Below are 23,763 nucleotides of genomic sequence, written 5' to 3' on the forward strand. Positions count from 1 at the left end.
TACGGCCGTTTATCATTGAAATGGGACCAGATGCTTTTGCGGCGGAAGGTTAAGACGATGATCCGTGAGGATGGCAGGGTTGCGAACGGCGCGGCCGATACGGCCGTGTCCGCCGAGATGGATGACCCGCGCATGAAGGCGGCCGGGCTGAGCCGGCGACTGGCTTTGCTCCTGATGGGCGGCGCGGCAGTTGCCGCCTGTTCGCCGATGAGCAGGTCGAGCGGTGGCGATACGCTCCTGCCTCCTCCGACCACCGGGCCGGCTGTGTCGGGTGAAGTGCTGGGCACGGGCACGGTGCGTGTGGCGCTTCTCCTGCCGAAAACGGCGCCTGGCAATGGCGCCGCACTGGCAACTGCCATGCAGAATGCCGCATCGCTCGGCCTCAGCGACTTTTCCGGCAACGACCTGACCGTCATGGTCAAGGACACGCGCGGCACCTCCGAGGGCGCCGCCGAAGCGGCGCGGCAGGCAATTTCCGAAGGGGCCGAGTTGATTCTCGGCCCGGTCTTTGCCGCCGAAGTGGCTGGTGTCGGCCCGGTGGCGCGCGCTGCCAACATACCGGTCATTGCCTTCTCCTCCGATCCTTCGGTTGCGGCGGCTGGCGTCTATATCCTGGGCTTTCTCGTCGACGGGCAGGTGCGCCGCGTCGTTGCCGAAGCGGCAAAGTCCGGCCGCAAGTCGATCGCCGCCATCATGTCGCAGAGCGCCTTTGGCAATCTCGCCGAAGCGTCGCTGCGTCAAGAAGCGGGCCGCTATGGCATGCGGGTTGTCGCTGTCGAGCGATACCCAGCTGGCGGGGAGGCGCAGGCGGTCGCGGCCATCGCCGCCGTTGGCACGCAGATCGATTGCATTCTGCTGCCCGAAGGTGTCGGTGTGGCGACGACCATCGCCCGGTCGCTACGGTCGGCCGGCGTCGATCTCGCTCGTATCAAGTTGCTCGGCACCGGTGTCTGGAACGACCCGGCCGTTTACAACGATCCCTCGCTTGTCGGCGGATGGTTCCCGTCGCCGGAAGTGTCCGGCTTCTCCACCTTCGCCAGCCACTATCGCTCGGCATATGGCAGCGAGCCGCCACTCACCGCCTCCCTCGCCTATGATGCGGTGGTGCTGGCAGCGGGCCTTGCCAAGACGGCCGGAGCCCAGCGCTTCCAGCTGTCGGTCATCACCAACCCAGAGGGGTTCCTGTCGGCGGTCAATGGCCTGTTCCGCTTCAATGCGGTTGGCACCAACGATCGCGGTCTTGCCGTCTACGAGGTGACGGGCTCGACACCGTCGCTGGTTTCCGCCGCTCCGCGCGCCTTCACCGGCGCCTGACGACTGGCATTCTCTACCGATCGGAACAGCGGCTGTGGCCGCCGTTGCCGTCAGGCTGTGACATGATGTCCCCATTCCTGGTCAAGATCTGCGGTCTCTCCACGTCGGAAAGCCTGGAATGGGCGCTTTCCGCCGGCGCCGATCTTGTCGGCTTCGTTTACTTTCAGAAGAGCCCACGCCATCTTTCGGCAGAAGCGGCCGCCCTTCTGGCCCGCCAGGTGAAGGGACGGGCAAAGACGGTGGTCTTGACGGTCGACGCCACCGACGACCTTCTCGACCATCTGATGGCAACGATTGCTCCGGATTTCGTTCAGTTGCACGGTCGCGAGAGTCCCGACCGGGTTGCCGAGGTGCGGCGGCGGGTTGGCCGGCCGGTCATCAAGGCACTGGGCATTGGCACTGCCGAGGACGTTGCGACCGCTCGTTCCTATTCCGGCGTTGCCGATCTTCTTCTCTTCGATGCCAAGCCACCCAAGGATTCCAGCCGACCCGGCGGACTGGGTGTCACCTTCGACTGGTCGTTGCTTGAAGGGGCATCGTCGCCCTTCTTGCTTTCCGGCGGGCTTGACCCTACCAACGTCTATGACGCGGTCCGGCAGGTGCGGCCTTCGGGGGTCGACGTGTCTTCCGGCGTCGAGAGTGCACCAGGCCAGAAGGACGAGGCCCGCATTCGCGCCTTCGTGGCAGCGGCGCGGGCGGCGAGTGAAGAGGGGCAACGATGAGCGAGGCGACGCCGAATTCCTTCCGGACCGGACCGGACGAGCGCGGCCATTTCGGCATTTTCGGCGGCCGTTACGTTGCCGAGACTCTGATGCCGCTGATCCTCGAGCTCGACAAGGCTTATGAGGCCGCCAAGGCCGACCCGGCCTTCCACGCCGAGCTCAAGGGGTTGAACGCCACCTATACCGGCCGTCCGAGTCCGCTCTATTTCGCTGAGCGGCTGTCCGCCCATCTCGGCGGCGCCAAGATTTATCTGAAGCGCGAAGAGCTCAATCACACCGGCAGCCACAAGATCAACAACTGCCTTGGGCAGATCTTGCTCGCCCGCCGCATGGGCAAGACTCGGATCATCGCCGAGACCGGTGCCGGCCAGCACGGCGTCGCCTCGGCCACCGTCTGCGCCCGCTTCGGTTATCCGTGCGAAGTCTACATGGGCGCCACCGATGTCGAGCGGCAGAAGCCCAACGTCTTCCGCATGCAGCTGCTGGGCGCTGAGGTGCATCCCGTCACCGCCGGCAACGGCACGCTGAAGGACGCCATGAACGAGGCGTTGCGCGACTGGGTAACCAACGTCGAGACCACCTATTACATGATCGGCACAGCGGCTGGCCCGCATCCCTATCCGGCCATGGTGCGCGATTTCCAGTCGGTGATCGGCAACGAGACGCGCGAGCAGATCCTTGCCGTCGAAGGTCGCCTGCCCGACCTCATCATCGCAGCCGTCGGCGGCGGCTCCAATGCCATCGGCATTTTTCATCCCTTCCTGGACGATCCTGACGTTCGCATCGTCGGCGTCGAGGCGGGTGGCCATGGCATGAACGTCTACAACGGTCATGCTGCGTCGCTGAACGGCGGCAAGCCGGGCGTGCTGCACGGCAACCGCACCTATCTCCTTCAGGACGACGACGGTCAGATCCTTGAAGGGCATTCGATCTCGGCCGGTCTCGACTATCCCGGCATCGGCCCTGAGCATTCCTGGCTGAACGACACCGGGCGCGTCACCTACGTGCCCGCCACCGACCAGGAGGCGCTCGACGCCTTCCAGACCCTTACCAAGGTCGAGGGCATCATCCCGGCGCTGGAAAGCGCCCATGCCGTCGCCGAGGCGATCAAGCGCGCGCCGACAATGGGCAAGGAAGAAATCATCGTCGTCAACCTGTCCGGCCGCGGCGACAAGGACGTCTTCACCGTCGGCAAGATCCTGGGAGTCGATCTGTGAGTTCCCTTCCCGTCACCCGTATCGACGCCCGCGTCGCGAAGCTGAAAGCCGAGGGACGAGCGGCGCTGGTCACCTTCGTCACCGCCGGCGATCCCGACACGGACACCTCGCTAGCCATCCTGAAGGCGCTGCCGGGCGCTGGTGCCGACATCATCGAGTTCGGCATGCCCTTCTCTGATCCCATGGCTGAAGGGCCACCGATCCAGGCCGCCGACATCCGCGCGCTCGCTGCCGGCCAGACCATGGTGAAAACGCTGGAGCAGGTGCGAGCCTTCCGCGCCGGCGATAACGAAACACCGATCGTGCTGATGGGCTACTACAACCCCATCTACATTTACGGCGTCGAGCGCTTCGTTTCCGACGCCAAGGCAGCCGGCGTCGACGGGCTGATCGTCGTTGACCTGCCGCCGGAAGAGGACGAGGAACTGTGCCTGCCGGCGATCCGGGCCGGCATCAGCTTCATCCGCCTGGCAACGCCAACGTCGGATGACAAGCGCCTGCCGGTGCTGCTGAGGAATTCCTCCGGCTTCGTCTATTACGTCTCGGTGCTGGGCGTCACCGGCGTCAAGTCGGCCGCGGCCGGCGACGTTGCCACGGCCGTGTCCCGTATCAAGGCGCATACGCCGCTGCCGGTCATGGTCGGCTTCGGCGTCAAGACCGGCGAGCAGGCGGCAGCCATTGCCGCACATGCAGACGGCGTGGTGGTCGGCTCGGCGCTGGTCAACGCGGTGCGCGATACGCTCGTGGATGGCAAGGCGACCGCCTCCACCGTCAAGGCCGTTACGAATCTTGTCGCCGATCTGGCAGCCGGCGTACGGCGCGGGCGCAAATGATCAGGTGAGGAGCAGCGAAGTCTGCTCCTCTTCTAGCAAGGAAGATCTAGGCTTTCGGAAGCTGTCCGAGACGGTCCGGTTCGGTCGTAGCTGGCCGCCGGTGCGGCAGCGGTGCCGACACGAGAAGGGCGGCGAGGCCACCGATGACTGTCGCGAGCAGCCGGTGCTCGGCGTTGCCGATGGCATCGCCCTGGCCGAGCGACACGAGAAAGACAACCGTTATGGTGACTGCGGCGGAGAAAACCTCGTAGCTCGCCTTTTGCACCGAGTAGGTAAAGGCGACGACGACAATGGCGCTGATCGTCAGACCGAGGTGTCCGATGGCAAAGCCTCCGGCCCACAGCGAGGCCAGCAGGCAGCCGCCCGCCGTACCCAGCAGTCGCGACCATCCACGCGCCCGGGTGTCGTGAAGGCCGGGCTTCAGGACGATGAGGGCGGTGATCGGCGCCCAATAGTCAAAGGCAAGACCGATCCCGCTGGCAACCGATAGGCTGAGCAGCACCGCCAACGCTGCGCGGATCGCATGCGCAACGGCCAGTGATTGCTGGAAGTCTCGGCGCGCCATCGTCAGCGGCAGGCGTCGGAGCGGCGTCGGAAGGAGGGCGGCGATCGCCGCCACCGTGGCGATTTCCACCATTCCGCCGGCCGTCATGGCAAGCGCGCGCTCCCCGGCGGCTTCCAGCCCACCAGGGAAATATCCGGCCATCATGAAGGCGATCACGACCTGCAGCGTCACCCACCAGAAATCTTCATTGGACAGGGCGAACACGGCACAGAGCGCCGCCAGACCGGCCGAGACGATTGCCAAGATTGGAAACCAGGCTCCCGCAACGGTGCCCAGGGCTCCTGCCAGCGCCATTCCAGTCATGGCAGCGGCCATCGCTCCCCATCGCTGTCCGAGGAGGTCGCGAGATAGGCCGAATCCCACCGAAAAGGCCGCGCCGGCGGCGATGGCCGCATGAAGCGGATCGGTGATGAGCCGTCCGGCAAGCAGGACGATCGCGACGCCCGGAATCCCGACCAGCCCGAGCCGCCAGTGAAACGGGCGGATCAGCCCGAAGAGCTTTTCGGGTTGGCCTGTGAGGAGGGAAGGGTCCGTTCGCATAGTTCGGCTCAGTGCTATGATGCGTCGCATAAGGCGATACTGGACTGAGCCGCATTGGTTCCGCGCTTTCCGCCATCGACTGCTATGGCAGCGTCACCGGGGCCGATGTTCGGGAGAGATGCGCTTCCGAAGCCAAAAAAACGAGAGGCCTCTCTGGAGCCTGCCTAACGCAGACAAAGCCGAATGGGTAAATTCCCAATTCTCTTCGCTGCAATGCTCTAGAGAAATTTTGGTGGAGCTAAGCGGGATCGAACCGCTGACCTCCTGCATGCCATGCAGGCGCTCTCCCAGCTGAGCTATAGCCCCATCGGTGTCGTTTCCGGTTTCGGAAGAAGCCATCATGCTTTCGCTTTCAGGCGTCGCCGGTGTGGGTGCCGGCTCGACGAGGCGGGATATACTCAGCATTCCCTCGCCGATCAAGAGGTTTTTCAGGCTGGGACGATTTTTCCGTCATCTTTTTGAAGAATTGGCGGATTTCCGAGAAATTTTAAGGGGTTGTCGCCAGGCGCGATGCGTCGTCCTCAGAAAAGAAAGGCCGGCTGAGAGCCGGCCTCGATCGTTTCTGGATGGAGGTAGAGCTCAGTGCTCTTCCTCGTCGCCGACGTCGCCGATCAGATCGGACATGTCGCCGCCATCCTCGTCCTCTTCCTCGAGGAACACGTCATCTTCCGGCGTCTCGTCCTCGATCTCGGGATCCTCGATATCGGGCACGTCATCGCCGTCGGCATCCTCGGCGTCCTCAAGGCTGACGAACTCTGGAGTGAGCGCGCCGACCTCGACGACCTCCTCCTCGGCGTCCTCTTCGTCGTCAATCGCAGTTGCCGGCCGCGCCCGTGCGGCTAGTCCGGCGTCGAACTGGGTGCCGCATTTCGGGCAGAGAATCGGAGAGCGATTGAGGTCATAATACTTCGCGCCACAGTTGGGGCAAAGACGCTTCAGCCCAAGTTCAGGTTTCGCCACAGTCGGCCTCGCGTTTGTCTAGGGAATCGGGCAGGCACATATAGGCAAACTGGGGGCTCTGTCAAAGGTGAATTGGTGGGACGGCCAGCCGATCCGGACACGCGCCGGTCGTTGCCAGCCATGTGGGGCAAGTGACGTGGCCCTTTGGCTGTGCTAGAGCGGCCCAGCACCGGCGGCAATCTGTCGCGGGCAAAGATGTCGTGCCGGAGAGTCGTTGGGAAAATGGCTACCGGTATTCCGTTGCGGGTTGCTCATGCCGTCGCGGCAGTGTGAAATCCGTCAGTGTTGAGCGGATGCGCCAGCATCTTCGTCAAGTTCGTATCAGGTGTCCTGCTCCATGGCTTCTCACGCGACCGTCCGTCCGCTGACATCCATCAAGTCTGGCCCGCTTCGGGGGCACGTTCGGGTTCCCGGCGACAAGTCGATCTCGCATCGCGCGCTGATGCTCGGCGCGCTTTCGGTCGGCGAGACGGTCATCACCGGCCTCCTCGAAGCCGAAGACGTGATGAATACGGCGGCGGCCATGCGCGTCTTCGGTGCCACGGTCGTCCGTGACGACGCCGGCGTCTGGCGAGTGCACGGTCTCGGCGTCGGCGGTCTTCTCGAGCCGGCTGGCATTGTCGATTTCGGAAATGCCGGCACCGGCGTGCGCCTCACCATGGGTCTGGCCGCCGCCCAGCCGATCGCGGTCACTTTCACCGGCGACGCCTCCCTGATCAAACGGCCGATGGGCCGGGTGCTGGAGCCGCTTTCGGAAATGGGCGTCGAAGTGATTGCTCGCTCCGGCGGTCGCCTGCCGCTCACCATGCGTGGCCCGCGCCTGCCGCTGCCGATCACCTACCGCCTGCCGGTGCCTTCGGCGCAGGTCAAATCGGCGGTGCTGCTGGCCGGGCTCGGCACGCCCGGCATCACCACGGTGATCGAACCGGTGTTCACTCGCGATCACACCGAGCGCATGCTGAAAGGCTTCGGCGCCGACATCGAAATTTCCGACGAACCGGGCGGTGGGCGCCGCATCGCTCTGGCCGGCCGGCCAGAGCTGAAGCCGCAGACGATCGATGTACCGTCCGACCCGTCGTCGGCCGCCTTCCCGATCGTGGCGGCCACGCTGGTCGAAGGTTCGGACATCACCGTCGAAGGCGTGCTGATGAATCCGGCTCGTATCGGTCTCATTGATACGCTGCTCGAAATGGGAGCCGATATCGAAATCATCGCCGAGCGGACGACCGGCGGAGAGCGTCTCGCCGACCTCCGGGTGCGCCACGCCGAACTCAAGGGCGTTACGGTACCGGCCGAGCGGGCACCGTCGATGATCGACGAGTACCCGATCCTGGCCGTTGCCGCCGCGGCCGCTAGCGGCGAGACGCGGATGCCCGGCATCGGCGAGATGCGGGTGAAGGAATCCGATCGTCTGGCGGCGGTTACCGCCGGCCTCAAGGTGAACGGCGTCGATTGTTCCGAAGGCCCCGACTGGCTCGCAGTGCGCGGCGGCAGGATCACCGGCGGCGGACGGGTGGTCACTCACCTCGACCACCGCATCGCCATGAGCTTCCTGGTCCTCGGCATGGTAGCCGGTAACCCGGTGAGCGTCGACGACGCGTCGATGATCGCCACCTCCTTCCCGACCTTCGAGGCACTGATGACCGGCCTCGGCGCCTCCTTCGAGGCCGCGGAGGCGGCCGATGCCTGAGATGACGGATGTAGTGCTTAAAAGGCCGCTTCTTATCGCCATCGATGGTCCGGCAGCTGCCGGCAAGGGCACGCTGGCTCAGGGGCTCGCCACCCGGCTTCAGTTGCCATATCTCGATACCGGGCTTCTCTATCGGGCCATCGGCAAGCTGATGCAGATTGCCGGGCTTGACCTCGATGATGCCCAGGCGGCAACCGCCGTCGCCGAGAAGCTGACGCCGGCCGATCTTCAGCGGGCTGACCTTCGCGGGCGCGAGGCCGGTGAGCTTGCCTCTCGTGTCGCCGTTCATTCGGGGGTGCGCGCCGCCCTCATCGCGTTCCAGCGCGATTTCGCCCACGGACCGCATGGCGCCGTGCTCGACGGCCGCGACATCGGCACCGTCATCTGCCCCGACGCCGACGTGAAGCTCTACGTCACGGCGAGCGCCGAGGTGCGCGCCCGCCGCCGCACCGACGAGCTGCTCGCCAAGGGCAGGTCGGTCGATTACCAGGCTATTCTCTCCGAAGTGAAAGCCCGCGACGCCCGTGACAGCGGTCGCGTCGAGGCGCCTCTCCGGCCAGCCGACGACGCGACCGTCATCGATACGTCGGCTCTCGGACCGGCTGAGGTGCTGATGACGGCGCTGTCCATCGTCGAAAACTGGCAGAAGAGGCACTAGGGCTCAGAGATCGGCATAAAAACGCGCGAAATTCCGCCTTTTTGTGCCTTGATGCGAGCCGCAACCTCCGCTATAGAAGCCCGACTTTCGGGTGGAGCCACCGGCCCCGCCCGTGAAGCCGTTCATCCTCGTCCGTTCGGTCGAAGTCGCGTCGGCACCCGCCTTTGGCGTGGGTCAGGTGGTTCACCGGATCGGAGGGACGGGGCAACTCTTACCCGCCGACGCCGCCGGCATTGCCGGCACTCCAGGAGTTTCAATGTCTCAACTCAATCCCACCCGTGAGGACTTCGCCGCACTGCTCGCCGAGAGCCTTACCGCTTCGGACGTGGCCGAGGGCACCGTCGTCAAGGGCACCATCGTCGCCATCGAGAAGGACCTCGCCGTCATCGACGTCGGCCTGAAGGTCGAGGGGCGCGTGCCGCTCAAGGAATTTGGCGCCCGGGCTCGCGACGGCGAGCTGAAGGTCGGCGATACGGTGGAAGTTTACCTGGAGCGCGTCGAGAATGCGCTCGGTGAAGCGGTTCTGTCGCGCGACAAGGCTCGCCGCGAAGAGAGCTGGGTCCGTCTCGAGGTCGCCTTCGAGAAGAACGAGAAGGTGGTCGGCCAGATCTCCAACCAGGTCAAGGGTGGCTTCACCGTCGATCTCGACGGCGCCATGGCCTTCCTGCCGCGCTCGCAGGTCGACATCCGCCCGGTGCGCGACGTTGCCCCGCTGATGCACACGCCGCAGCCCTTCCAGATCCTGAAGATGGACAAGCGTCGCGGCAACATCGTCGTGTCGCGTCGTGTCGTCCTCGAAGAGACCCGCGCCGAGCAGCGCTCCGAGCTGGTGTCGAGCCTCGAGGAAGGCCAGATCGTCGACGGTGTCGTCAAGAACATCACCGATTACGGTGCGTTCGTTGACCTCGGCGGCATCGACGGCCTGCTGCACGTCACCGACATTGCCTGGCGCCGCATCAACCACCCGTCCGAGGTGTTGTCGATCGGCCAGCAGGTCAAGGTGCAGATCGTCCGCGTCAATCAGGAGACGCACCGCATCAGCCTCGGCATGAAGCAGCTCGAGAACGATCCTTGGGATGCCATCGAGGCCAAGTACCCGGTTGGTGCCAAGTTCTCCGGCCGCGTCACCAACATCACCGACTACGGCGCCTTCGTGGAGCTGGAGCCGGGTATCGAGGGCCTGATCCACGTCTCGGAAATGAGCTGGACCAAGAAGAACGTCCACCCCGGCAAGATCGTCTCGACCAGCCAGGAAGTGGAAGTCATGGTTCTCGAGGTGGATTCGGTCAAGCGCCGCATCTCTCTCGGCCTCAAGCAGACGCTGCAGAACCCCTGGGAAGCCTTCGTCGAGAAGTATCCCGTCGGTTCGGTGGTCGAAGGCGAAGTCAAGAACAAGACCGAGTTCGGTCTGTTCATCGGCCTCGACGGCGATGTGGACGGTATGGTCCATCTCTCCGACCTCGACTGGAACCGTCCGGGCGAGCAGGTCATCGAAGAGTTCGGCAAGGGTGACGTCGTCAAGGCCGTCGTCCTCGATGTTGACGTCGAGAAGGAGCGCATCAGCCTCGGCATGAAGCAGCTCGGCGGCGACCCGATGGAATCGGCTGGCGAGATCCGCCGCAACTCCGTGGTCACCTGTGAGGTGATCGAGGTCAAGGAAGCCGGTCTGGAAGTGCGGATCGTCGACACCGACATCACCGCCTTCATCCGTCGTGGCGACTTGGCTCGCGACCGCAACGACCAGCGTGCCGAGCGCTTCGCCGTCGGCGAGAAGTTCGATGCTCGCGTGACCCAGTTCGACAAGAAGACCCGCAAGGTCGGCCTGTCGATCAAGGCCCTGGAGATCTTCGAAGAGAAGGAAGCCGTCGCTCAGTTCGGCTCTTCCGACTCGGGCGCTTCGCTCGGCGACATCCTCGGTGCTGCCCTCAAGGCCCGCCAGGACGGCGAGTGAGAGCTGACGTAAAACGTCGTTCTCCGACAATCAGAAAGGCCCGCCCCGCGCGGGCCTTTTTTCTGGCTACGAATTATTACCACTGCGCCCAAGGTATCCTTGACGAACGCAAGCATTGGGACAATATTAGTAACTGTCCACTCGATAAGAGTCCGGACGTCAAGACGGGCCTCAACCTTCGAGGCTTGCCGACCTGAAACGATGCTTGGCATCGCAAGGTCATAAATGAGGGCGTCGCTGAACACGACGCCCTTTTTCTTTTTTTCACCATGATTGAAGTCGATTAGACTTGGCACCACCTTTCGGTGGCACCGTCTGGGCTGCGGACGCGGGCCGCCAGTTTGTCTTGCCGACTGGTCGTCGGGCTGTTACCTCAGGTCCATCGGAACCGGCAAGCGGGGAAGTGCCTCATGACCCTTGAAGCGGATGCCATTGTCGGGCGGCGGCGTTTGCGGCGCCGGCTCTATTTCTGGCGGGGTATTACCCTCTTGCTCGCCATCGGGCTGGTGGTGGCCGTTGGGCTTTATGTCGGTGGCGACATGTCCAATAAAAATGCGCCCCACATCGCCCGCGTGACCGTCTCCGGCATGATCCTTTCCGACACCGCGCAGCGGAAGATGCTGAAGGACATCGCCTCCTCCGACGCCGTCAAGGCGGTGATCGTCGCCATCGACAGCCCTGGCGGCACCACCGTCGGCGGCGAGGAACTTTACGACGGCCTGCGCAGCCTTGCCGGCAAGAAGCCGGTGGTGGCCACCATGGGAACGCTCGCCACCTCCGCCGGCTACATGACGGCAATCGCCACCGATCGGATTTTCGCCGAACGGACGTCCATCACCGGCTCGATCGGCGTGCTGTTCCAGTACGGCAACGTCGGCGCGCTGATGCAGAACATCGGCGTCGAGGTGAAGACGATCAAATCGGCACCGCTCAAGGCCGAACCATCGCCCTTCACCTATCCGGAGCAACCGGGTGCTGCCGCCATGATCCAGCGGCTGGTTGATGACACCTACGCCTGGTTCGTCGATATTGTCGCCGAACGGCGCAGTCTTGCTCGGCCTGATGCGCTGAAACTGGCCGACGGCTCCATCTACTCCGGCCGACAGGCGCTCGACCTCAAGCTCGTCGATGAGATCGGCGGCGAGGACGCGGCGATTGCCTGGCTCGCGAGTGCCAAGGGCGTTGACAAGGATCTCAAGGTGATCGATTGGGCTCCTGAGCGGCCCTATGCCGGCTTCGGGATCGCCGACCGGGCTATGGCGGCGGCTGGCCGACTGATCGGCATCGATCTTTCGGCCTGGAACAGCGAAGGTCGGCTTGACGGCCTCGTGTCAGTTTGGCACCCTTAAGGCTCGACCCTTCAATGACTTTTTTCATTCGCTCAGCCGGCAGGGAGCTTTCCGCCCATGATCAAGTCTGAACTGGTTGCGCGTATCGCGGCGCAAAATCCGCACCTCTACCAGCGCGATATCGAGAACATCGTCAACACCATTCTCGGCACCGTCGTCGATGCCATGAAGAGTGGCGATCGCGTGGAGCTTCGGGGCTTCGGCGCTTTCTCGGTCAAGAGCCGGCCGGCTCGCACCGGGCGCAATCCCCGTACCGGCGAGAAGGTGCCGGTTTCCGAGAAATACGTGCCCTTCTTCAAGACGGGCAAGGAAATGCGTGAGCGCCTCAACGACGGCAAGGTGAGTTGACGTTCGGCCGGCAGGAGTGACGCCCCGTGAAGACCTTTCTGCGGATCGTCGTCCTCGGCCCGCTGGCCATCGTTGTGGTGGCGCTCGCCGTCGTCAACAATCAGACTGTGACGCTGGTGCTCGACCCATTCAACCCGTCGGCGCCGTTCTTTTCGCTTAGGGTGCCGCTCTACGCGGTGTTCTTTGCCACGCTGGCGCTCGGCGTGCTGATCGGCGGCGTCGGTTCCTGGTTCGGGCAGGGGCACGTGCGTCGCGCTGCCCGGCAAAGCCGTCGTGAGGCGGATCGTCTCAAGGCTGAGGTCGAGCGCCATCGCGCCGGTGACCGGCCTGACACACTCAGTATAGACGGCCCGAATGCCGCCTGACCTGACGGGTGGCTTAAGCCTTGGCGCGGTTGGCCAGAGGGATAGGTTTCGTGATCACCTGCAGGTTTGAGGGCGGCCACGAAGCGGCGTTGCGGCACGTGGTCACGGACAACATCGTCCTGCGCGGCAGCGAGGTGTTGCTGGTCAGGCGGAGCCGGCATTTGATCGAAGGCGGCAAGTGGGCTCTGGTTGGAGGCTTCGTCGAGCGCGATGAGACGCTGCCGCAAGCCGCCGTGCGCGAGATTCTCGAAGAGACCGGCTATCAGGTGACGGACCTCACTTTGCTGCGGGTCATCGACCGTCCGGACCGACCGGGTGAAGATCGCCAGAACATCAGCTTCGTGCACTTCTGCACTGCCGGCGAAAAGGTTGGCGCAGCCGACGATGAAAGCGAAGAGCAGCGCTGGTTCCCGCTTGACGATCTGCCGCCGACTCTCGAGATCGCTTTCGATCATTCCGAGAGCCTGGAGATTTTCACCGCCTATCGCCGCGAGCCGTTTGGCCTGCCGCTTTATAGAAGCTGGCAGCGCTGAAGCCCGGCAGAGGGGCCCGCTTCATGCCTCGTCTGTCTCGAATTCCTGCGGATCGAAGTCATAGTGCGTCGAGCAGAATTCGCACGTCACGCCGATGCGGCCATTCTCGACCATGTCGACCCGTTCGGCCGGCGAGAACGAGGCGATCATCGCCCTGACGCTGTCGCGTGAACAACGGCAACGCTCAACGAGCGGCCGCGGTTCGAACACGCGGACGCCGCGTTCATGGAACAGCCGATAGAGAAGCGTTTCGGCGCTGACCGCGGGATCGATGAGTTCGGCATCCTCAACCGTGCCGGCAAGACTCTGCGCCTCCACCCAGGCATCGTCTTCTTCAACGCTCGTTGAGGCGCCTTCGGGAGCATCACCGGGATGCAGATCGCGTTGGCCAACGCGCTCGGAAGATTCCGGCAGGAACTGGAGGAACAGACCGCCCGCCCGCCAGGCGCGATGTGGCTCGTGGCCGGGATCGCGCGTCAGCACTTCGGCAACGGCGAGACGGACGCGAGTCGGAATCTGCTCGGACTGCATGAAATAGCCGTGGGCAGCTTCTTCCAGGGAGCGACCATCAAGTTCGACGATGCCCTGGTAACGGCTCATGTGGGCGCCCTGATCGACCGTCATGGCCAGATGGCCACGTCCGAGAAGATCCTCCGGCCGGTCACGCCCTGCCGCGACAGCGGCTGCCACCGCCTCGGCATCGAAGCGGGCGCAGGCACGCAAGGCATCGGGCGCGTCGAAGTCGACCACCAGCATGCTTACCGGACCGTCGGACTGTGTCTGCAGAATGAAGCGGCCCTCGAACTTCATCGAGGTACCGATCAGGGCGGTCAGCGCCACCGCCTCGGCCAGCAGGCGCGAGACGGCGGGCGGATAGTCATGGCGGCCGAGGAGGGTGTCGATCGCCGGTCCGAGCCGCACGACGCGGCCGCGTACGTCGAGGGCTTCGACGGCGAACGGCAGCACGGCATCATCGCCAGCAGGTGTTGAGGGGCGATCGACAGCGCTCATCAGTCCTCCATCGCGCCAAAGCACCAGGCGAGGATGCCCTTGTGGGCGTGCAGACGGTTTTCCGCCTCGTCGAAGACGATCGAGCGCGGCCCGTCCATCACCGACGAGGTCACTTCATCGCCGCGATGAGCCGGCAGGCAGTGCATGAACACGGCATCCTTGTCGGCGGCGGCCATCAGGCGGTCGTTGACCTGATAAGGCGTCAGAAGGTTATGGCGGCGGCGCTCGCCTTCCTCGTCGCCCATCGACACCCAGGTATCGGTGAAGATGGCGTCGGCGCCGTCGACCGCCTCGAACGGGTCGTTGGTCACCTCGATACGCCCGCCATTGGCGCGCGCCCAGTCGATCGGCCCCTGCGACGGCGCGAGCTCCTTGGGTGTGGCGATGCGCATGGTGTAGCCGAAGCGGGCGGCCGCGTGCACCAGCGAGTTCAGCACGTTGTTGCCGTCGCCGGTCCAGGCGAAGGTCTTGCCCTTCACAGAGCCGCGATGCTCCTCGTAGGTCATGATGTCGGCCATCACCTGCGTCGGATGGCTGACCTTGGTCAGACCGTTGATCACCGGAACCGTGGCATATTCTGCCAGTTCATGCAGCGCGTTCACGTCGAGAATGCGGATCATCATGGCATCGACATAGCGCGACATGACACGGGCGGTGTCGGCGATGGTCTCGCCGCGGCCGATTTGCATCTCGGCGCCGGTCAGCATGACGGTTTCGCCGCCGAGCTGACGCATGCCGACGTCGAAGGAGACGCGGGTGCGGGTCGAGGGGCGCTCGAAGATCATCGCCAGCACCTTGCCGGCAAGCGGGCCGACGCCGGGGCGGCAACCATCCACCTTCGACTTAAGGTCCTTGGCGCGCGTCAGAATGGCGCGGAGCTCCTCGCTCGAGAGCTCGGTGAGGTCGAGAAAATGTTTGAGGTTATTGGCGGTCATATCAATCGTCTCGTTCAGGCCGACTTGGCGGCAGCCGCCCCGGGGGCGGAAGATGCGGAAAGGGCAGTGGCGGCAGCATCGATGCGCTTCACGGCTTCGAGGATCTCGTCATCGCTGACGATCAGCGGCGGCAGAAGGCGTACGACGCCGTCGCCAGCCGCGATGGTCAGGAGATGCTGATCGCGAAAAGCCGCGTTCATCTCGGCCACCGGGCGCTTGCACTTGAGGCCGATGAGCAATCCCTCGCCACGCACTTCCTCGAACAAGTCGGGATGGCGATCGACGATGCTGGCCAGCGACTGCTTGAAGCGCAGGCTGGCGGCGCGTACCCGCTCCAGGAAGCCGTCGGCAAGGATCACGTCGAGAACGGCGTTGCCCACCGCCATGGCCAGCGGATTGCCGCCATAGGTGGTACCGTGCACGCCGGCCTTCATCGCAGCCGCCGCTGCCTCGGTGGCAAGGCAGGCGCCGAGCGGGAAACCACCGCCGATGCCCTTGGCCACAGCCATCACGTCCGGCGCGACGCCGGCCCATTCATAGGCAAAGAAACGACCGGTCCGGCCATAGCCGCACTGCACTTCGTCGAAGATCAGCAACAGGCCGTGGTCGTCGCAGATCTGCCGGAGCGCTCTGAGGCTCTCGGGCGGGATGACGCGCACGCCACCTTCGCCCTGGATTGGCTCGACCAGGATGCCGGCGGTCTCCGCCGTCACTGCCGCCTTGACGGCTGCGATGTCGTTGAACGGCACCTGGTCGAAGCCATCGACCTTCGGTCCGAAACCCTCGAGATATTTTTCCTGCCCACCGGCGGCGATGGTCGCCAGCGTCCGGCCATGGAAGGCGCCTTCCATGGTGATGATTCGGAAGCGCTCCGGATGGCCATTCGCCCAGTGATAGCGGCGTACCGTCTTGAAGGCGCACTCCAGCGCTTCGGCACCCGAATTGGTGAAGAAGCAGCGGTCGGCGAAAGTGTTGGCGACGAGGCGTTCGGCCAACCGCTCCTGATCGGGAATGCGGAAGGCGTTGGAGACATGCCAGACCTTCTCGGCCTGCGCCTTCAGCGTCTCAACGAGATGCGGGTGGGCGTGGCCAAGAGCATTGACGGCAATGCCGGATCCGAAATCGAGCCAGCGCTCCCCTCGGCTGTCTATGAGCCAGGCCCCTTCGCCTCGTTCGAAGGCCACGTCCGCGCGCGAGAATGTCGCATAGAGCGGAGAGGTGGAACCGGGGGCGGTCATGACAGTTTCCTTTTCAGTGATAGGGGTTTCCTGCGGGTGCCGGTGCCGGTTGAGCGAGGCCGGCGGAATGAAAAAAGCAAGCCGCGCCCCCGGCTTCTCGGCGGCGCGGCCTCTCGCAAGGCGGGTCTATACCATGGGAAACGCCGGAACTGTCAAGGTTTTTGAGCTCTTGCCGCGCGAAATTGCGGCAGCCGGACAGGCATTTGTCGCCTTTTCGAATCACTTGAGAGGGTGGTGGTTGAACCGACGCGCCAGCGCAACGATATTTGTTGAAAAGTCGTAAAGCGCCGCAGGGCGTGACTCAGTGGTCATTGCGCCGGTGAGAGCGCCCATTGTAGCCTAGATGTCGTCGCCACGAGATATCGTGGTGAGATGCTTCAGCGATACAATCGCATGTGTTTTGCGTTGCCGGACCGATAGGTGGACCGGGCGTATCCCAAGGGATTCCCCGGATGATGCGGCGAAGAGAGGGTGACAAGATGTCCTGGACCGACGAACGCGTCGAGCGCCTCAAGACGCTCTGGTCTGAAGGGTTGAGCGCCAGCCAGATTGCGGCCGAGCTCGGCGCCGTGACCCGTAACGCGGTGATCGGCAAAGTGCACCGGCTTGGATTGTCGGGCCGGTCGAAGCCGCAGGTACAGCCGGTGAGGCCGACGGTTGCCGCGCCGCCGCGCGTCAAGACCGCCAGCCGTCCGGTGGCCCAAACCCAGCAGGTCAACCGTCCGGCAGCACCGGCTCGGCCGATCACCATCGGCGCCACGGCGCTCAAAGCCGACTCCCAGGCCGAGGAGGCGATGGCGGTGGCGCCCGTTGCCGAGATCGAGCCGCCGGTGTTCGAGAAGGTGACGATCCTTTCGCTGACCGAGAGCACCTGCAAATGGCCGGTCGGCGATCCGGGCAAGCCGGATTTCTTCTTCTGCGGCCGCAAGTCGGATGTCGGTATCCCCTATTGCGCCTTCCACGCCCGCATCGCCTATCAGCCGTCGGCTGAGCGCCGGCGCGAGCGCGATCGCAAGGCTGCCAGCTGATCAACGTCGTGACCGACGGTGAAGCGGTAAGGCTGAGGGGGCACCACCTCCTCTGCCTCCTGACTTACAAAGGGCTCGGTTATTCTCCGGCCTTCGTCGCCGGTATGACAGCCACCGTCGCCCGCCTCGTTGCTGGCGCGACGGCTGAGATCGTCGAGGGGCCGGACGACATCTGCGAGCCCCTCTGTCGCGCCGAACAAAATCCCCACTGCCACGAGACGACCGTTCCGGAGCGTGACCGACGGGCGCTTTCGCTCGTCGCGGGCGTGCTCGGCTGTACGCTGGGGATCGGTGATCGGCTCGTTTTCGACGAAACGCTTCGTACGCGCTTACGGGCCGCCTACCGTAACGGTGCCTTTGAGCCCGCTTGTGCTCTCTGCGAGTGGCAGCCGCTCTGCCGCGATATTGCCGCCAGCGGCTATCCGGACACGCTGTTTCGCACGTCCGGCGAAACGATCTAGGCGTCGACTATTACGCCACCGACGCTCTCCAGGCGGAAAGCTGCCGCCATCAGAGCCCGCGTATAAGGCTCTTTCGGTGCGGCAAACACGGCGGCCGCCGGCCCGGCCTCCACAACCTTACCGTCCTTCATGACGATCAGATCGTTGGCAAGCGCCCTGACCACCTTGAGGTCGTGGGAAATGAACATGTAGGCAAGGCCATGCCTTGCCTGCAGGTCGCGCAAAAGGTCGACCACCTGCGCCTGCACGCTCATGTCGAGCGCGGAGGTCGGCTCGTCGAGCATGACGAATTTCGGCTTCAGCACCATGGCGCGCGCGATGGCGATGCGCTGGCGCTGACCGCCGGAGAACTCGTGCGGATAGCGATGCCGAGTCTCCGGGTCGAGGCCGACTTCGACAAGCGCTTCGACGACGCGAGCGTCACGGGCCTCAGTGGTGAGGCGAGGCTCGTGCACGGCGAGGCCTTCACCGACGATGTCGGCCACCGTCATGCGCGGCGAAAGCGAGCCATAGGGGTCCTGAAACACCGCCTGAACGTCGCGTCTCAACGGTCGCATGGCGCGGGAATCCAGCCCATCGATACGTCGGCCGAGTACGACGATCGGCCCTTCCGAGGATATGAGGCGCAAGAGGGCGAGGCCGAGCGTCGTCTTGCCCGAACCGCTTTCGCCAACTACGCCAAGCGTCTGGCCGGCGCGGAGCTTGAGATCAATGCCGTCGACGGCCTTGATGTAGCCGACGGTGCGGCGGAGGAACCCTGCCTTGATCGGGAACCACACACGCAAGTGCTCGGCTTCCACGACCACAGGCGCATCGGGTGTGGCAACCGGTGGCTCACCCTTGGGAGCTGCCGCCATGAGATGGCGCGTGTAGGCATGTTTCGGTGCGGAGAAGACTTCAGCCGTCGGCCCTCTCTCCACGACTTCGCCCTTGGTCATCACCACCACGTCGTCGGCAAAACGCTCGACGATGCCGAGGTCGTGGGTGATGAACAGAATGGCCATGCCGTGCTTCGCCTGCAGTGCCTTGAGCAAGGTCAGGATCTGCGCCTGCACCGTCACGTCGAGGGCGGTGGTCGGCTCGTCGGCGATCAACAGATCGGGTGCATTGGCGAGCGCCATGGCGATCATCACGCGCTGGCGCTGGCCGCCTGAAAGCTGGTGCGGGTAGGCCGAAAGCCGGCTTTCCGGATTGGGAATGCCGACCTCGGTCAAAAGCTCGATCACCTTTCGGCGGACAGCCGCCTCGCCGCTGGCACCATGCAGCTTCAGGATCTCGCCGATCTGCCGTTCGATCGAATGCAGCGGATTGAGCGAGGTCATCGGCTCCTGAAACACCATGGTGATATCGGCGCCGCGGATCTTCCTGAGCTCCGCCTCGTCCATCTTTAGGAGGTCGCGGCCCTTGAACAGGATCTCGCCGGATGGGTGGCGGGCCGCTGGATAGGGTAGCAGGCGAACGACCGATAGGGCAGTCACCGACTTGCCCGAGCCGCTTTCGCCGACGACGGCCAGCGTGCAGCCCTTCTCAAGATCGAAGGAAACGCCTGAAGCGGCAAGCGTTTCGCCGCCTTCACTGCGGAAGGCGACCGAGAGGTTGCGGACGGAGAGGAGAGGGCCGCCGTGGATGTCAGTCATGGCGGGCCTCACTGGAATGTCTTGCGCGGATCGAAGGCGTCGCGCACCGCCTCGCCGATGAAGATCAATAGGCTCAGCATGACGGCAACCACCATGAAGCCGGTGATGCCGAGCCAGGGCGCGAACACGTTGGTCTTGCCCTGCCGGAGCAATTCACCGAGTGACGGATAGCCGGCCGGCAGGCCAAAGCCGAGATAGTCGAGCGATGTCAGCGTGGTGATCGAGCCGTTGAGAATGAAGGGCAGGAAGGTCAGCGTCGCCACCATGGCATTGGGCAGGAGATGCCGCCGCATGATGGTGAGGTTACCGACGCCGAGCGCCCGCGCCGCCCGCACGAATTCGAAGTTGCGGGCCCTCAGGAACTCGGCGCGCACCACGCCGACGAGATGCGTCCACGAAAAGGCCAGGAGGATAAGGAGCAGCACCAGGAAGGACGGCGCGATCACCGAGGAGACGATGATCAGAAGATAGAGCGTCGGAACGGCGTTCCAGATCTCGATGAAGCGCTGCATCAAGAGGTCGGTCAACCCGCCGTAGTAACCCTGCACGGCGCCGATGATGACGCCGACGAAGGACGAGACAATGGCAAGCGTCAGGCCAAACAGCACTGAAATGCGGAAACCGTAAAGCGCTCGGGCGACGACGTCGCGCCCCTGGTCGTCGGTGCCGAGCCAGTTCATGTTGCCGAAAACGCAGTCCTTGTCGTTCACCCCCTCGGCGTAAGCGGCGCAACGCTCGGCCGGTGTCAGCAGGAAGGCGGGCGGCGAGGGCGCTGGCGTCGGCGCTTCGGTGTTCGGCGTGTCGAAGGAATAGCGGATCGGCGGCCAGATCATCCAGCCGTTGTTCTCGATTTCGTCGCGGTTATAGGGGTCGCGGTAGTTGGTAACGGCCAGGAAGCCGCCGAACTTCTCTTCCGGATAATCGACCAGCACCGGGAATAGAAGCTCGCCCTTGTAGGAGACGACAAGCGGCCGGTCATTGGCGATGACATTGGAGAGAAGCGTCGCCACGAACAGCACCACGAAGATCCAGAACGACCACCAACCACGCCGGTTGGCTTTGAAGTTCTGCCAGCGGCGGCGATTGACAGGCGACAGGAAGGGGCGCTTTGCAGCGGGAAGGACGGCCATAGTCGTCAAACCTCCCGGCTCTCGAAATCGATCCGGGGATCGATCCACATGTAGGTGAGGTCGGAGAGGATGTTGATGACGAGGCCCATCAGCGAGAAGACATAGAGGGTGGCAAATACCACGGCATAGTCGCGGTTGATCACCGATTCGAAGGACAGGAGCCCCAGGCCGTCGAGCGAGAAGATGGTTTCGATCAACAGCGACCCGGCGAAGAAGGAGGCGATGAAGGCGCCTGGGAAGCCGGCAATGACGATCAGCATCGCATTCCGGAACACATGCCCGTAGAGCACCTTGCGCTCGGAAAGCCCCTTCATGCGAGCCGTCAGGACATATTGCTTGCGGATTTCGTCGAGGAACGAGTTTTTGACGAGCAGCGTCGTGGTCGCGAAGGCATGCGTCGCCATGGCAAGCAGCGGCAGGGCCATATGCCAGAGATAGTCGGCGATGCGCTCGGGCCAGCTCATGGCCGCCCAGCCGTCGGACGTCAGACCGCGCAGTGGGAAGATCGACCAGAAGGAACCGCCGGCAAACAGCACGATCAACAGGATGCCGAACAGGAAGCTCGGCACGGCATAGCCGACGGCAATGACGAAGGATGTCCAGACATCGAAGCGCGAACCGTCGCGCACCGCCTTGGCGATACCGAGCGGAATGGAGATGCCGTAGGAGAGCAGCGTCATCCACAGGCCGAGCGAGATCGAAACCGGTAGCTTTTCCTTGATCAGGTCGATCACCGATATCGAGCGGAAATAGCTCTGCCCGAAATCGAAGCGGGCATAATTCCACAGCATCAGCCCGAAGCGCTCGAGCGGCGGCTTGTCGAAGCCGAACTCCTTCTCGAGCTTCTTGATGAACTCCGGGTCGAGGCCCTGGGCGCCACGATATTTGGAGGTCACGGCTTCGCCGCCCATTTGATCGGGCGCCGCCTGCCGCCCGACGTCAGCCCCCGCGCCGGTGAAGCGATCGGTGGCGCCGATGTCGGTGCCCTGCAGCTTGGCAAGTACCTTCTCCACCGGCCCGCCGGGCGCGAACTGCACCACGGCGAAATTGATGGCCATGATGCCGATGAGTGTCGGGATCATCAGGAGGAGGCGGCGAAGGATGTAACCTGCCATGAACCGGAAGCCCTCGTCTCGACGCGGTCAGCGGGAAAGGCCGGCGGCTGCCGCACCTGTTGCGTCGTACCACCAGATATCGGGGAAGCCGACCGAATATTTTGGCAGTGTCGCCGGATGGCCGAAGCGGTTCCAGTAAGCGTAGAAGCTGTCCTTCGAATAGAACAGGGGAATGAGATAGTTGCCTGCCAGCAGCGCCCGATCGAGCGCATGCGTCGCGGTGACGAGTGCGGCCCGGTCTCCCGCATAGATGACCTTGTCGATCAGAGCATCGACGGCAGCATCCTTGATGCCGGCCGTATTGCGCGACCCAGGTCGGTCAGCCGCCTTCGATCCCCAGAACTCGCGCTGCTCATTGCCTGGCGACAGTGTCTCGCCCCAGACATCGACGGTCATGTCGAAATCGAAGCTCCGCACCCGGTTCTGATACTGCGCGTCGTCAACGAGGCGATAATCGAGATCGATACCGATGCGCGCGAGCGATTTGGCATAGGGAGCGATGTAGCGCTCATCGAGCTGGCTATAGGTGAGGTATTCGATGCGGAATGGCTCGCCTTTGGCGTTACGCATCTTGCCATTCTGAATGGTCCACCCTGCCTCGGCAAACAGGGCGACGGCCTGACGCAGATTGTCGCGCACCGCCTCCGAAGTGCCTCCCTGCGGATTGGCATAGGGCGTGGTGAACACGGCCGGGGGCAGTTTGTCCTTGAGTGGCTCCAGAAGGGCGAGCTCGTCGGGACCGGGCAAGCCCTTGGCCGCCAGCTCGGTGCCGAAGAAATAGCTGTCGATGCGGTCGTAAAGATCGAAGAAGACCGTCCGCTTCAGCGTCTCATAGTCGAAGGCGAGATTGAGTGCCCGCCTGATACGGGCATCCTGATATTTCGGCAGGCGAAGGTTGGGGATCAGCGCCTGCATGACGCCCGAGGCGTTGCGCGGGAAGGTCATGGTCACCACCTTGCCTTCCGTCTTGGCCGGGAAGTCATAGCCGGTCGCCCACATCTTGGCAGAGCGCTCGGCCCGGAAGTCGTATTTGTCGGCCTTGAAGGCCTCCATCATGACGGTGGGATCGAGATAATAGTCGTAAGTCAGCCGATCGAAGTTGTTGGTGCCGATGGAGACCGGCAGCTTCGCGCCCCAGTAGTTCGGATCGCGGACAAGGCTCACCCGCCGACCGGGATCCACCGCCGTTACCTTGTAGGGACCGGAACCGAGCGGCGGCTCTAGCGTCGTCTCGCGAATGTTGCGTGGCTTTCCAGAAGCGTCTGTGCCCTGCCACCAGTGTTTCGGCAGCACATAGAGCTGACCGAGAATGCTCGGTAGTTCCCGGTTGCCGGGCGCGTCGAAGGTAAAGCGGATGACGCGCTCGCCGGCAGGCTCCGCCTTGACCACATGGCTATAGTAGCTGCTGAAAAGCGGATAGATTTCCTTCAGCGTGTCGAAGGACCAGACGACGTCGTCCACCGTCACCGGTTCGCCGTCCTGCCAGCGAGCGGCTGAATTCAGCCGGAACTCGGCCCAGGCGAAATCGCTCGGATAACGCACGGCCTCGGCCAGCTGCGGATAGGCAGCGGATATGTTGACCTCGTCCAGCGAAGGGGTGAACAGCGTCTCATAGGTAGGCGCCACGGCCGCCGCCGGTGTGCCCTTGGTACCAAGGAAGACGTTGGTGCTGTCGAAAGTACCCTCGACGCCGAAGCGGGCTTCGCCGCCTTTGGGAGCATCTGGATTGACGTAATCGAAATGGGTAAATCCGGCTGGATAGCGCGGTTCGCCGCCGAGCGCCGTTGCCATCCGCCATTCCGGCTCCTCGGCACGCGCCGGCGCGCCGGCCAGAAGCGGCAGAAGGACGGCAAGGGCGGTGATCATGAGTCGGCTCGGAAGGCTTTGGACCATGGGTCGAATCATCGAACGTCCCCGCACATTGGTTTTCCTTCCGAAATTTTCATCATTGTGGCGCGAAGGCAATGGTTTCACGCGAATACGGCCTTCTGGAGCCTCTCTGAGGGCTCGGTAGGAAAAACCGCCTCTTGCATTTTGCCCGCAACACCGCGATATGTGGCGCGGGAGGTTGGCAGTGGACGAACCACTCGCCAACCGGGTCAGGTCCGGAAGGAAGCAGCCCCAACGAGCCTCGGCTCGGGTCACTCGTCGGCCTCCCACCCT

Annotated in this window: 22 protein-coding genes, 1 tRNA gene and 1 other RNA gene; 14 read left to right on the top strand and 10 right to left on the bottom strand. The window is 63.9% G+C overall.

The genetic code is table 11. The annotated features are described in order from the left end of the window. Positions 1–57 precede the first annotated feature (57 nt). The 4 genes from G522_RS0113805 (at position 58) to trpA (ending at position 4,086) form a co-directional block, all read left to right on the top strand. The gene (locus G522_RS0113805) at positions 58–1,314 is read left to right on the top strand and encodes a penicillin-binding protein activator (RefSeq protein WP_051228616.1); all 1,257 of its coding nucleotides are present in this window, start codon (positions 58–60) and stop codon (positions 1,312–1,314) included. 65 nt (positions 1,315–1,379) lie between these two features. Next, complete coding sequence (locus tag G522_RS0113810; RefSeq protein ID WP_026791555.1) at positions 1,380–2,036, top strand: phosphoribosylanthranilate isomerase; 657 nt, start codon at positions 1,380–1,382, stop codon at positions 2,034–2,036. Continuing rightward, positions 2,033–3,253, top strand: coding sequence for a tryptophan synthase subunit beta (trpB, locus tag G522_RS0113815; protein WP_026791556.1), 1,221 nt, complete (start codon positions 2,033–2,035; stop codon positions 3,251–3,253). The genes G522_RS0113810 and trpB overlap by 4 nt, the downstream gene beginning before the upstream one ends. Then, the gene (gene trpA, locus G522_RS0113820) at positions 3,250–4,086 is read left to right on the top strand and encodes a tryptophan synthase subunit alpha (protein WP_026791557.1); all 837 of its coding nucleotides are present in this window, start codon (positions 3,250–3,252) and stop codon (positions 4,084–4,086) included. The genes trpB and trpA overlap by 4 nt, the downstream gene beginning before the upstream one ends. A 46-nt stretch (positions 4,087–4,132) precedes the next feature. On the opposite strand, the gene G522_RS0113825 is transcribed toward trpA, so the two are convergent. The 3 genes from G522_RS0113825 to G522_RS0113835 form a co-directional block, all read right to left on the bottom strand. Continuing rightward, the gene (locus G522_RS0113825) at positions 4,133–5,191 is read right to left on the bottom strand and encodes an FUSC family protein (RefSeq protein WP_026791558.1); all 1,059 of its coding nucleotides are present in this window, start codon (positions 5,189–5,191) and stop codon (positions 4,133–4,135) included. Between the two features lie 230 nt (positions 5,192–5,421). Further along, positions 5,422–5,497, bottom strand: a tRNA-Ala gene (locus tag G522_RS0113830). 273 nt (positions 5,498–5,770) lie between these two features. Further along, a complete protein-coding gene (locus tag G522_RS0113835; RefSeq protein WP_026791559.1) occupies positions 5,771–6,151 on the bottom strand; it encodes a TIGR02300 family protein in 381 nt (126 codons plus the stop codon). A 337-nt stretch (positions 6,152–6,488) separates the two neighbouring features. On the opposite strand from G522_RS0113835, the gene aroA reads away from it, so the two are divergent. From aroA to G522_RS26835, 7 genes are all read left to right on the top strand, one after another. Then, positions 6,489–7,841 (top strand): 3-phosphoshikimate 1-carboxyvinyltransferase, encoded by a 1,353-nt coding sequence (gene aroA / locus G522_RS0113840; RefSeq protein WP_026791560.1) that lies wholly within the window; start codon positions 6,489–6,491, stop codon positions 7,839–7,841. After that, entirely contained in the window at positions 7,834–8,499 is a 666-nt protein-coding gene (gene cmk, locus G522_RS0113845; RefSeq protein WP_245586658.1) for a (d)CMP kinase, read from the top strand. The genes aroA and cmk overlap by 8 nt, the downstream gene beginning before the upstream one ends. A 256-nt stretch (positions 8,500–8,755) precedes the next feature. Next, positions 8,756–10,450 carry a 30S ribosomal protein S1 gene (gene rpsA, locus G522_RS0113850; protein ID WP_026791562.1) on the top strand — a complete coding sequence of 565 codons (1,695 nt, stop codon included), beginning with the start codon at positions 8,756–8,758 and terminating at the stop codon, positions 10,448–10,450. A gap of 410 nt (positions 10,451–10,860) precedes the next feature. Then, positions 10,861–11,799, top strand: a complete 939-nt coding sequence (gene sppA, locus G522_RS0113855) for a signal peptide peptidase SppA (RefSeq protein WP_026791563.1) — start codon at positions 10,861–10,863, stop codon at positions 11,797–11,799. Positions 11,800–11,856: 57 nt separating this feature from the next. Next, a complete protein-coding gene (locus G522_RS0113860; RefSeq protein ID WP_026791564.1) occupies positions 11,857–12,147 on the top strand; it encodes an integration host factor subunit beta in 291 nt (96 codons plus the stop codon). A 26-nt stretch (positions 12,148–12,173) separates the two neighbouring features. Further along, positions 12,174–12,512 (top strand): LapA family protein, encoded by a 339-nt coding sequence (locus tag G522_RS26830; protein ID WP_036839276.1) that lies wholly within the window; start codon positions 12,174–12,176, stop codon positions 12,510–12,512. Between the two features lie 50 nt (positions 12,513–12,562). Beyond that, positions 12,563–13,045, top strand: a complete 483-nt coding sequence (locus G522_RS26835; protein ID WP_051228617.1) for an NUDIX hydrolase — start codon at positions 12,563–12,565, stop codon at positions 13,043–13,045. A gap of 21 nt (positions 13,046–13,066) precedes the next feature. Here the strand turns inward: G522_RS26835 and G522_RS0113875 are convergent, their stop codons facing one another. Genes G522_RS0113875 through G522_RS0113885 form a run of 3 tightly spaced genes read right to left on the bottom strand, consistent with a single transcriptional unit; the run spans position 13,067 to position 16,229 of the window. Then, complete coding sequence (locus tag G522_RS0113875) at positions 13,067–14,056, bottom strand: Hsp33 family molecular chaperone (protein WP_026791565.1); 990 nt, start codon at positions 14,054–14,056, stop codon at positions 13,067–13,069. Beyond that, positions 14,056–14,991 carry an ornithine carbamoyltransferase gene (argF, locus tag G522_RS0113880; RefSeq protein ID WP_026791566.1) on the bottom strand — a complete coding sequence of 312 codons (936 nt, stop codon included), beginning with the start codon at positions 14,989–14,991 and terminating at the stop codon, positions 14,056–14,058. The genes G522_RS0113875 and argF overlap by 1 nt, the downstream gene beginning before the upstream one ends. A gap of 14 nt (positions 14,992–15,005) precedes the next feature. After that, positions 15,006–16,229 (bottom strand): aspartate aminotransferase family protein, encoded by a 1,224-nt coding sequence (locus G522_RS0113885; protein ID WP_026791567.1) that lies wholly within the window; start codon positions 16,227–16,229, stop codon positions 15,006–15,008. 479 nt (positions 16,230–16,708) lie between these two features. Between G522_RS0113885 and G522_RS0113890 the strand changes: the two genes are divergently transcribed. After that, positions 16,709–17,257: a GcrA family cell cycle regulator gene (locus tag G522_RS0113890; RefSeq protein ID WP_026791568.1), complete on the top strand. Its 549-nt coding sequence runs from the start codon at positions 16,709–16,711 to the stop codon at positions 17,255–17,257. Between the two features lie 8 nt (positions 17,258–17,265). Next, on the top strand, positions 17,266–17,718 hold the full coding sequence (locus G522_RS26840) for a DUF1284 domain-containing protein (protein WP_036839279.1): 453 nt from the start codon (positions 17,266–17,268) through the stop codon (positions 17,716–17,718). Here the strand turns inward: G522_RS26840 and G522_RS0113900 are convergent. Genes G522_RS0113900 through G522_RS0113915 form a run of 4 tightly spaced genes read right to left on the bottom strand, consistent with a single transcriptional unit; the run spans position 17,715 to position 23,466 of the window. After that, positions 17,715–19,355, bottom strand: a complete 1,641-nt coding sequence (locus G522_RS0113900) for an ABC transporter ATP-binding protein (RefSeq protein WP_026791569.1) — start codon at positions 19,353–19,355, stop codon at positions 17,715–17,717. The genes G522_RS26840 and G522_RS0113900 overlap by 4 nt on opposite strands. 8 nt (positions 19,356–19,363) lie before the next feature. Beyond that, a complete protein-coding gene (locus G522_RS0113905; RefSeq protein ID WP_036839286.1) occupies positions 19,364–20,485 on the bottom strand; it encodes an ABC transporter permease in 1,122 nt (373 codons plus the stop codon). Between the two features lie 5 nt (positions 20,486–20,490). Beyond that, positions 20,491–21,600, bottom strand: a complete 1,110-nt coding sequence (locus tag G522_RS0113910; protein ID WP_026791571.1) for a microcin C ABC transporter permease YejB — start codon at positions 21,598–21,600, stop codon at positions 20,491–20,493. A gap of 27 nt (positions 21,601–21,627) precedes the next feature. Next, the gene (locus G522_RS0113915) at positions 21,628–23,466 is read right to left on the bottom strand and encodes an extracellular solute-binding protein (RefSeq protein ID WP_245586659.1); all 1,839 of its coding nucleotides are present in this window, start codon (positions 23,464–23,466) and stop codon (positions 21,628–21,630) included. 197 nt (positions 23,467–23,663) lie between these two features. Between G522_RS0113915 and ffs the strand changes: the two genes are divergently transcribed. Then, positions 23,664–23,760: signal recognition particle sRNA small type (ffs, locus tag G522_RS29605), an RNA gene on the top strand. Positions 23,761–23,763: the final 3 nt, after the last annotated feature.

Origin of the sequence: Pleomorphomonas oryzae DSM 16300 (assembly GCF_000422965.1) — a bacterium.
Classification (GTDB): Bacteria; Pseudomonadota; Alphaproteobacteria; order Rhizobiales; family Pleomorphomonadaceae; genus Pleomorphomonas; species Pleomorphomonas oryzae.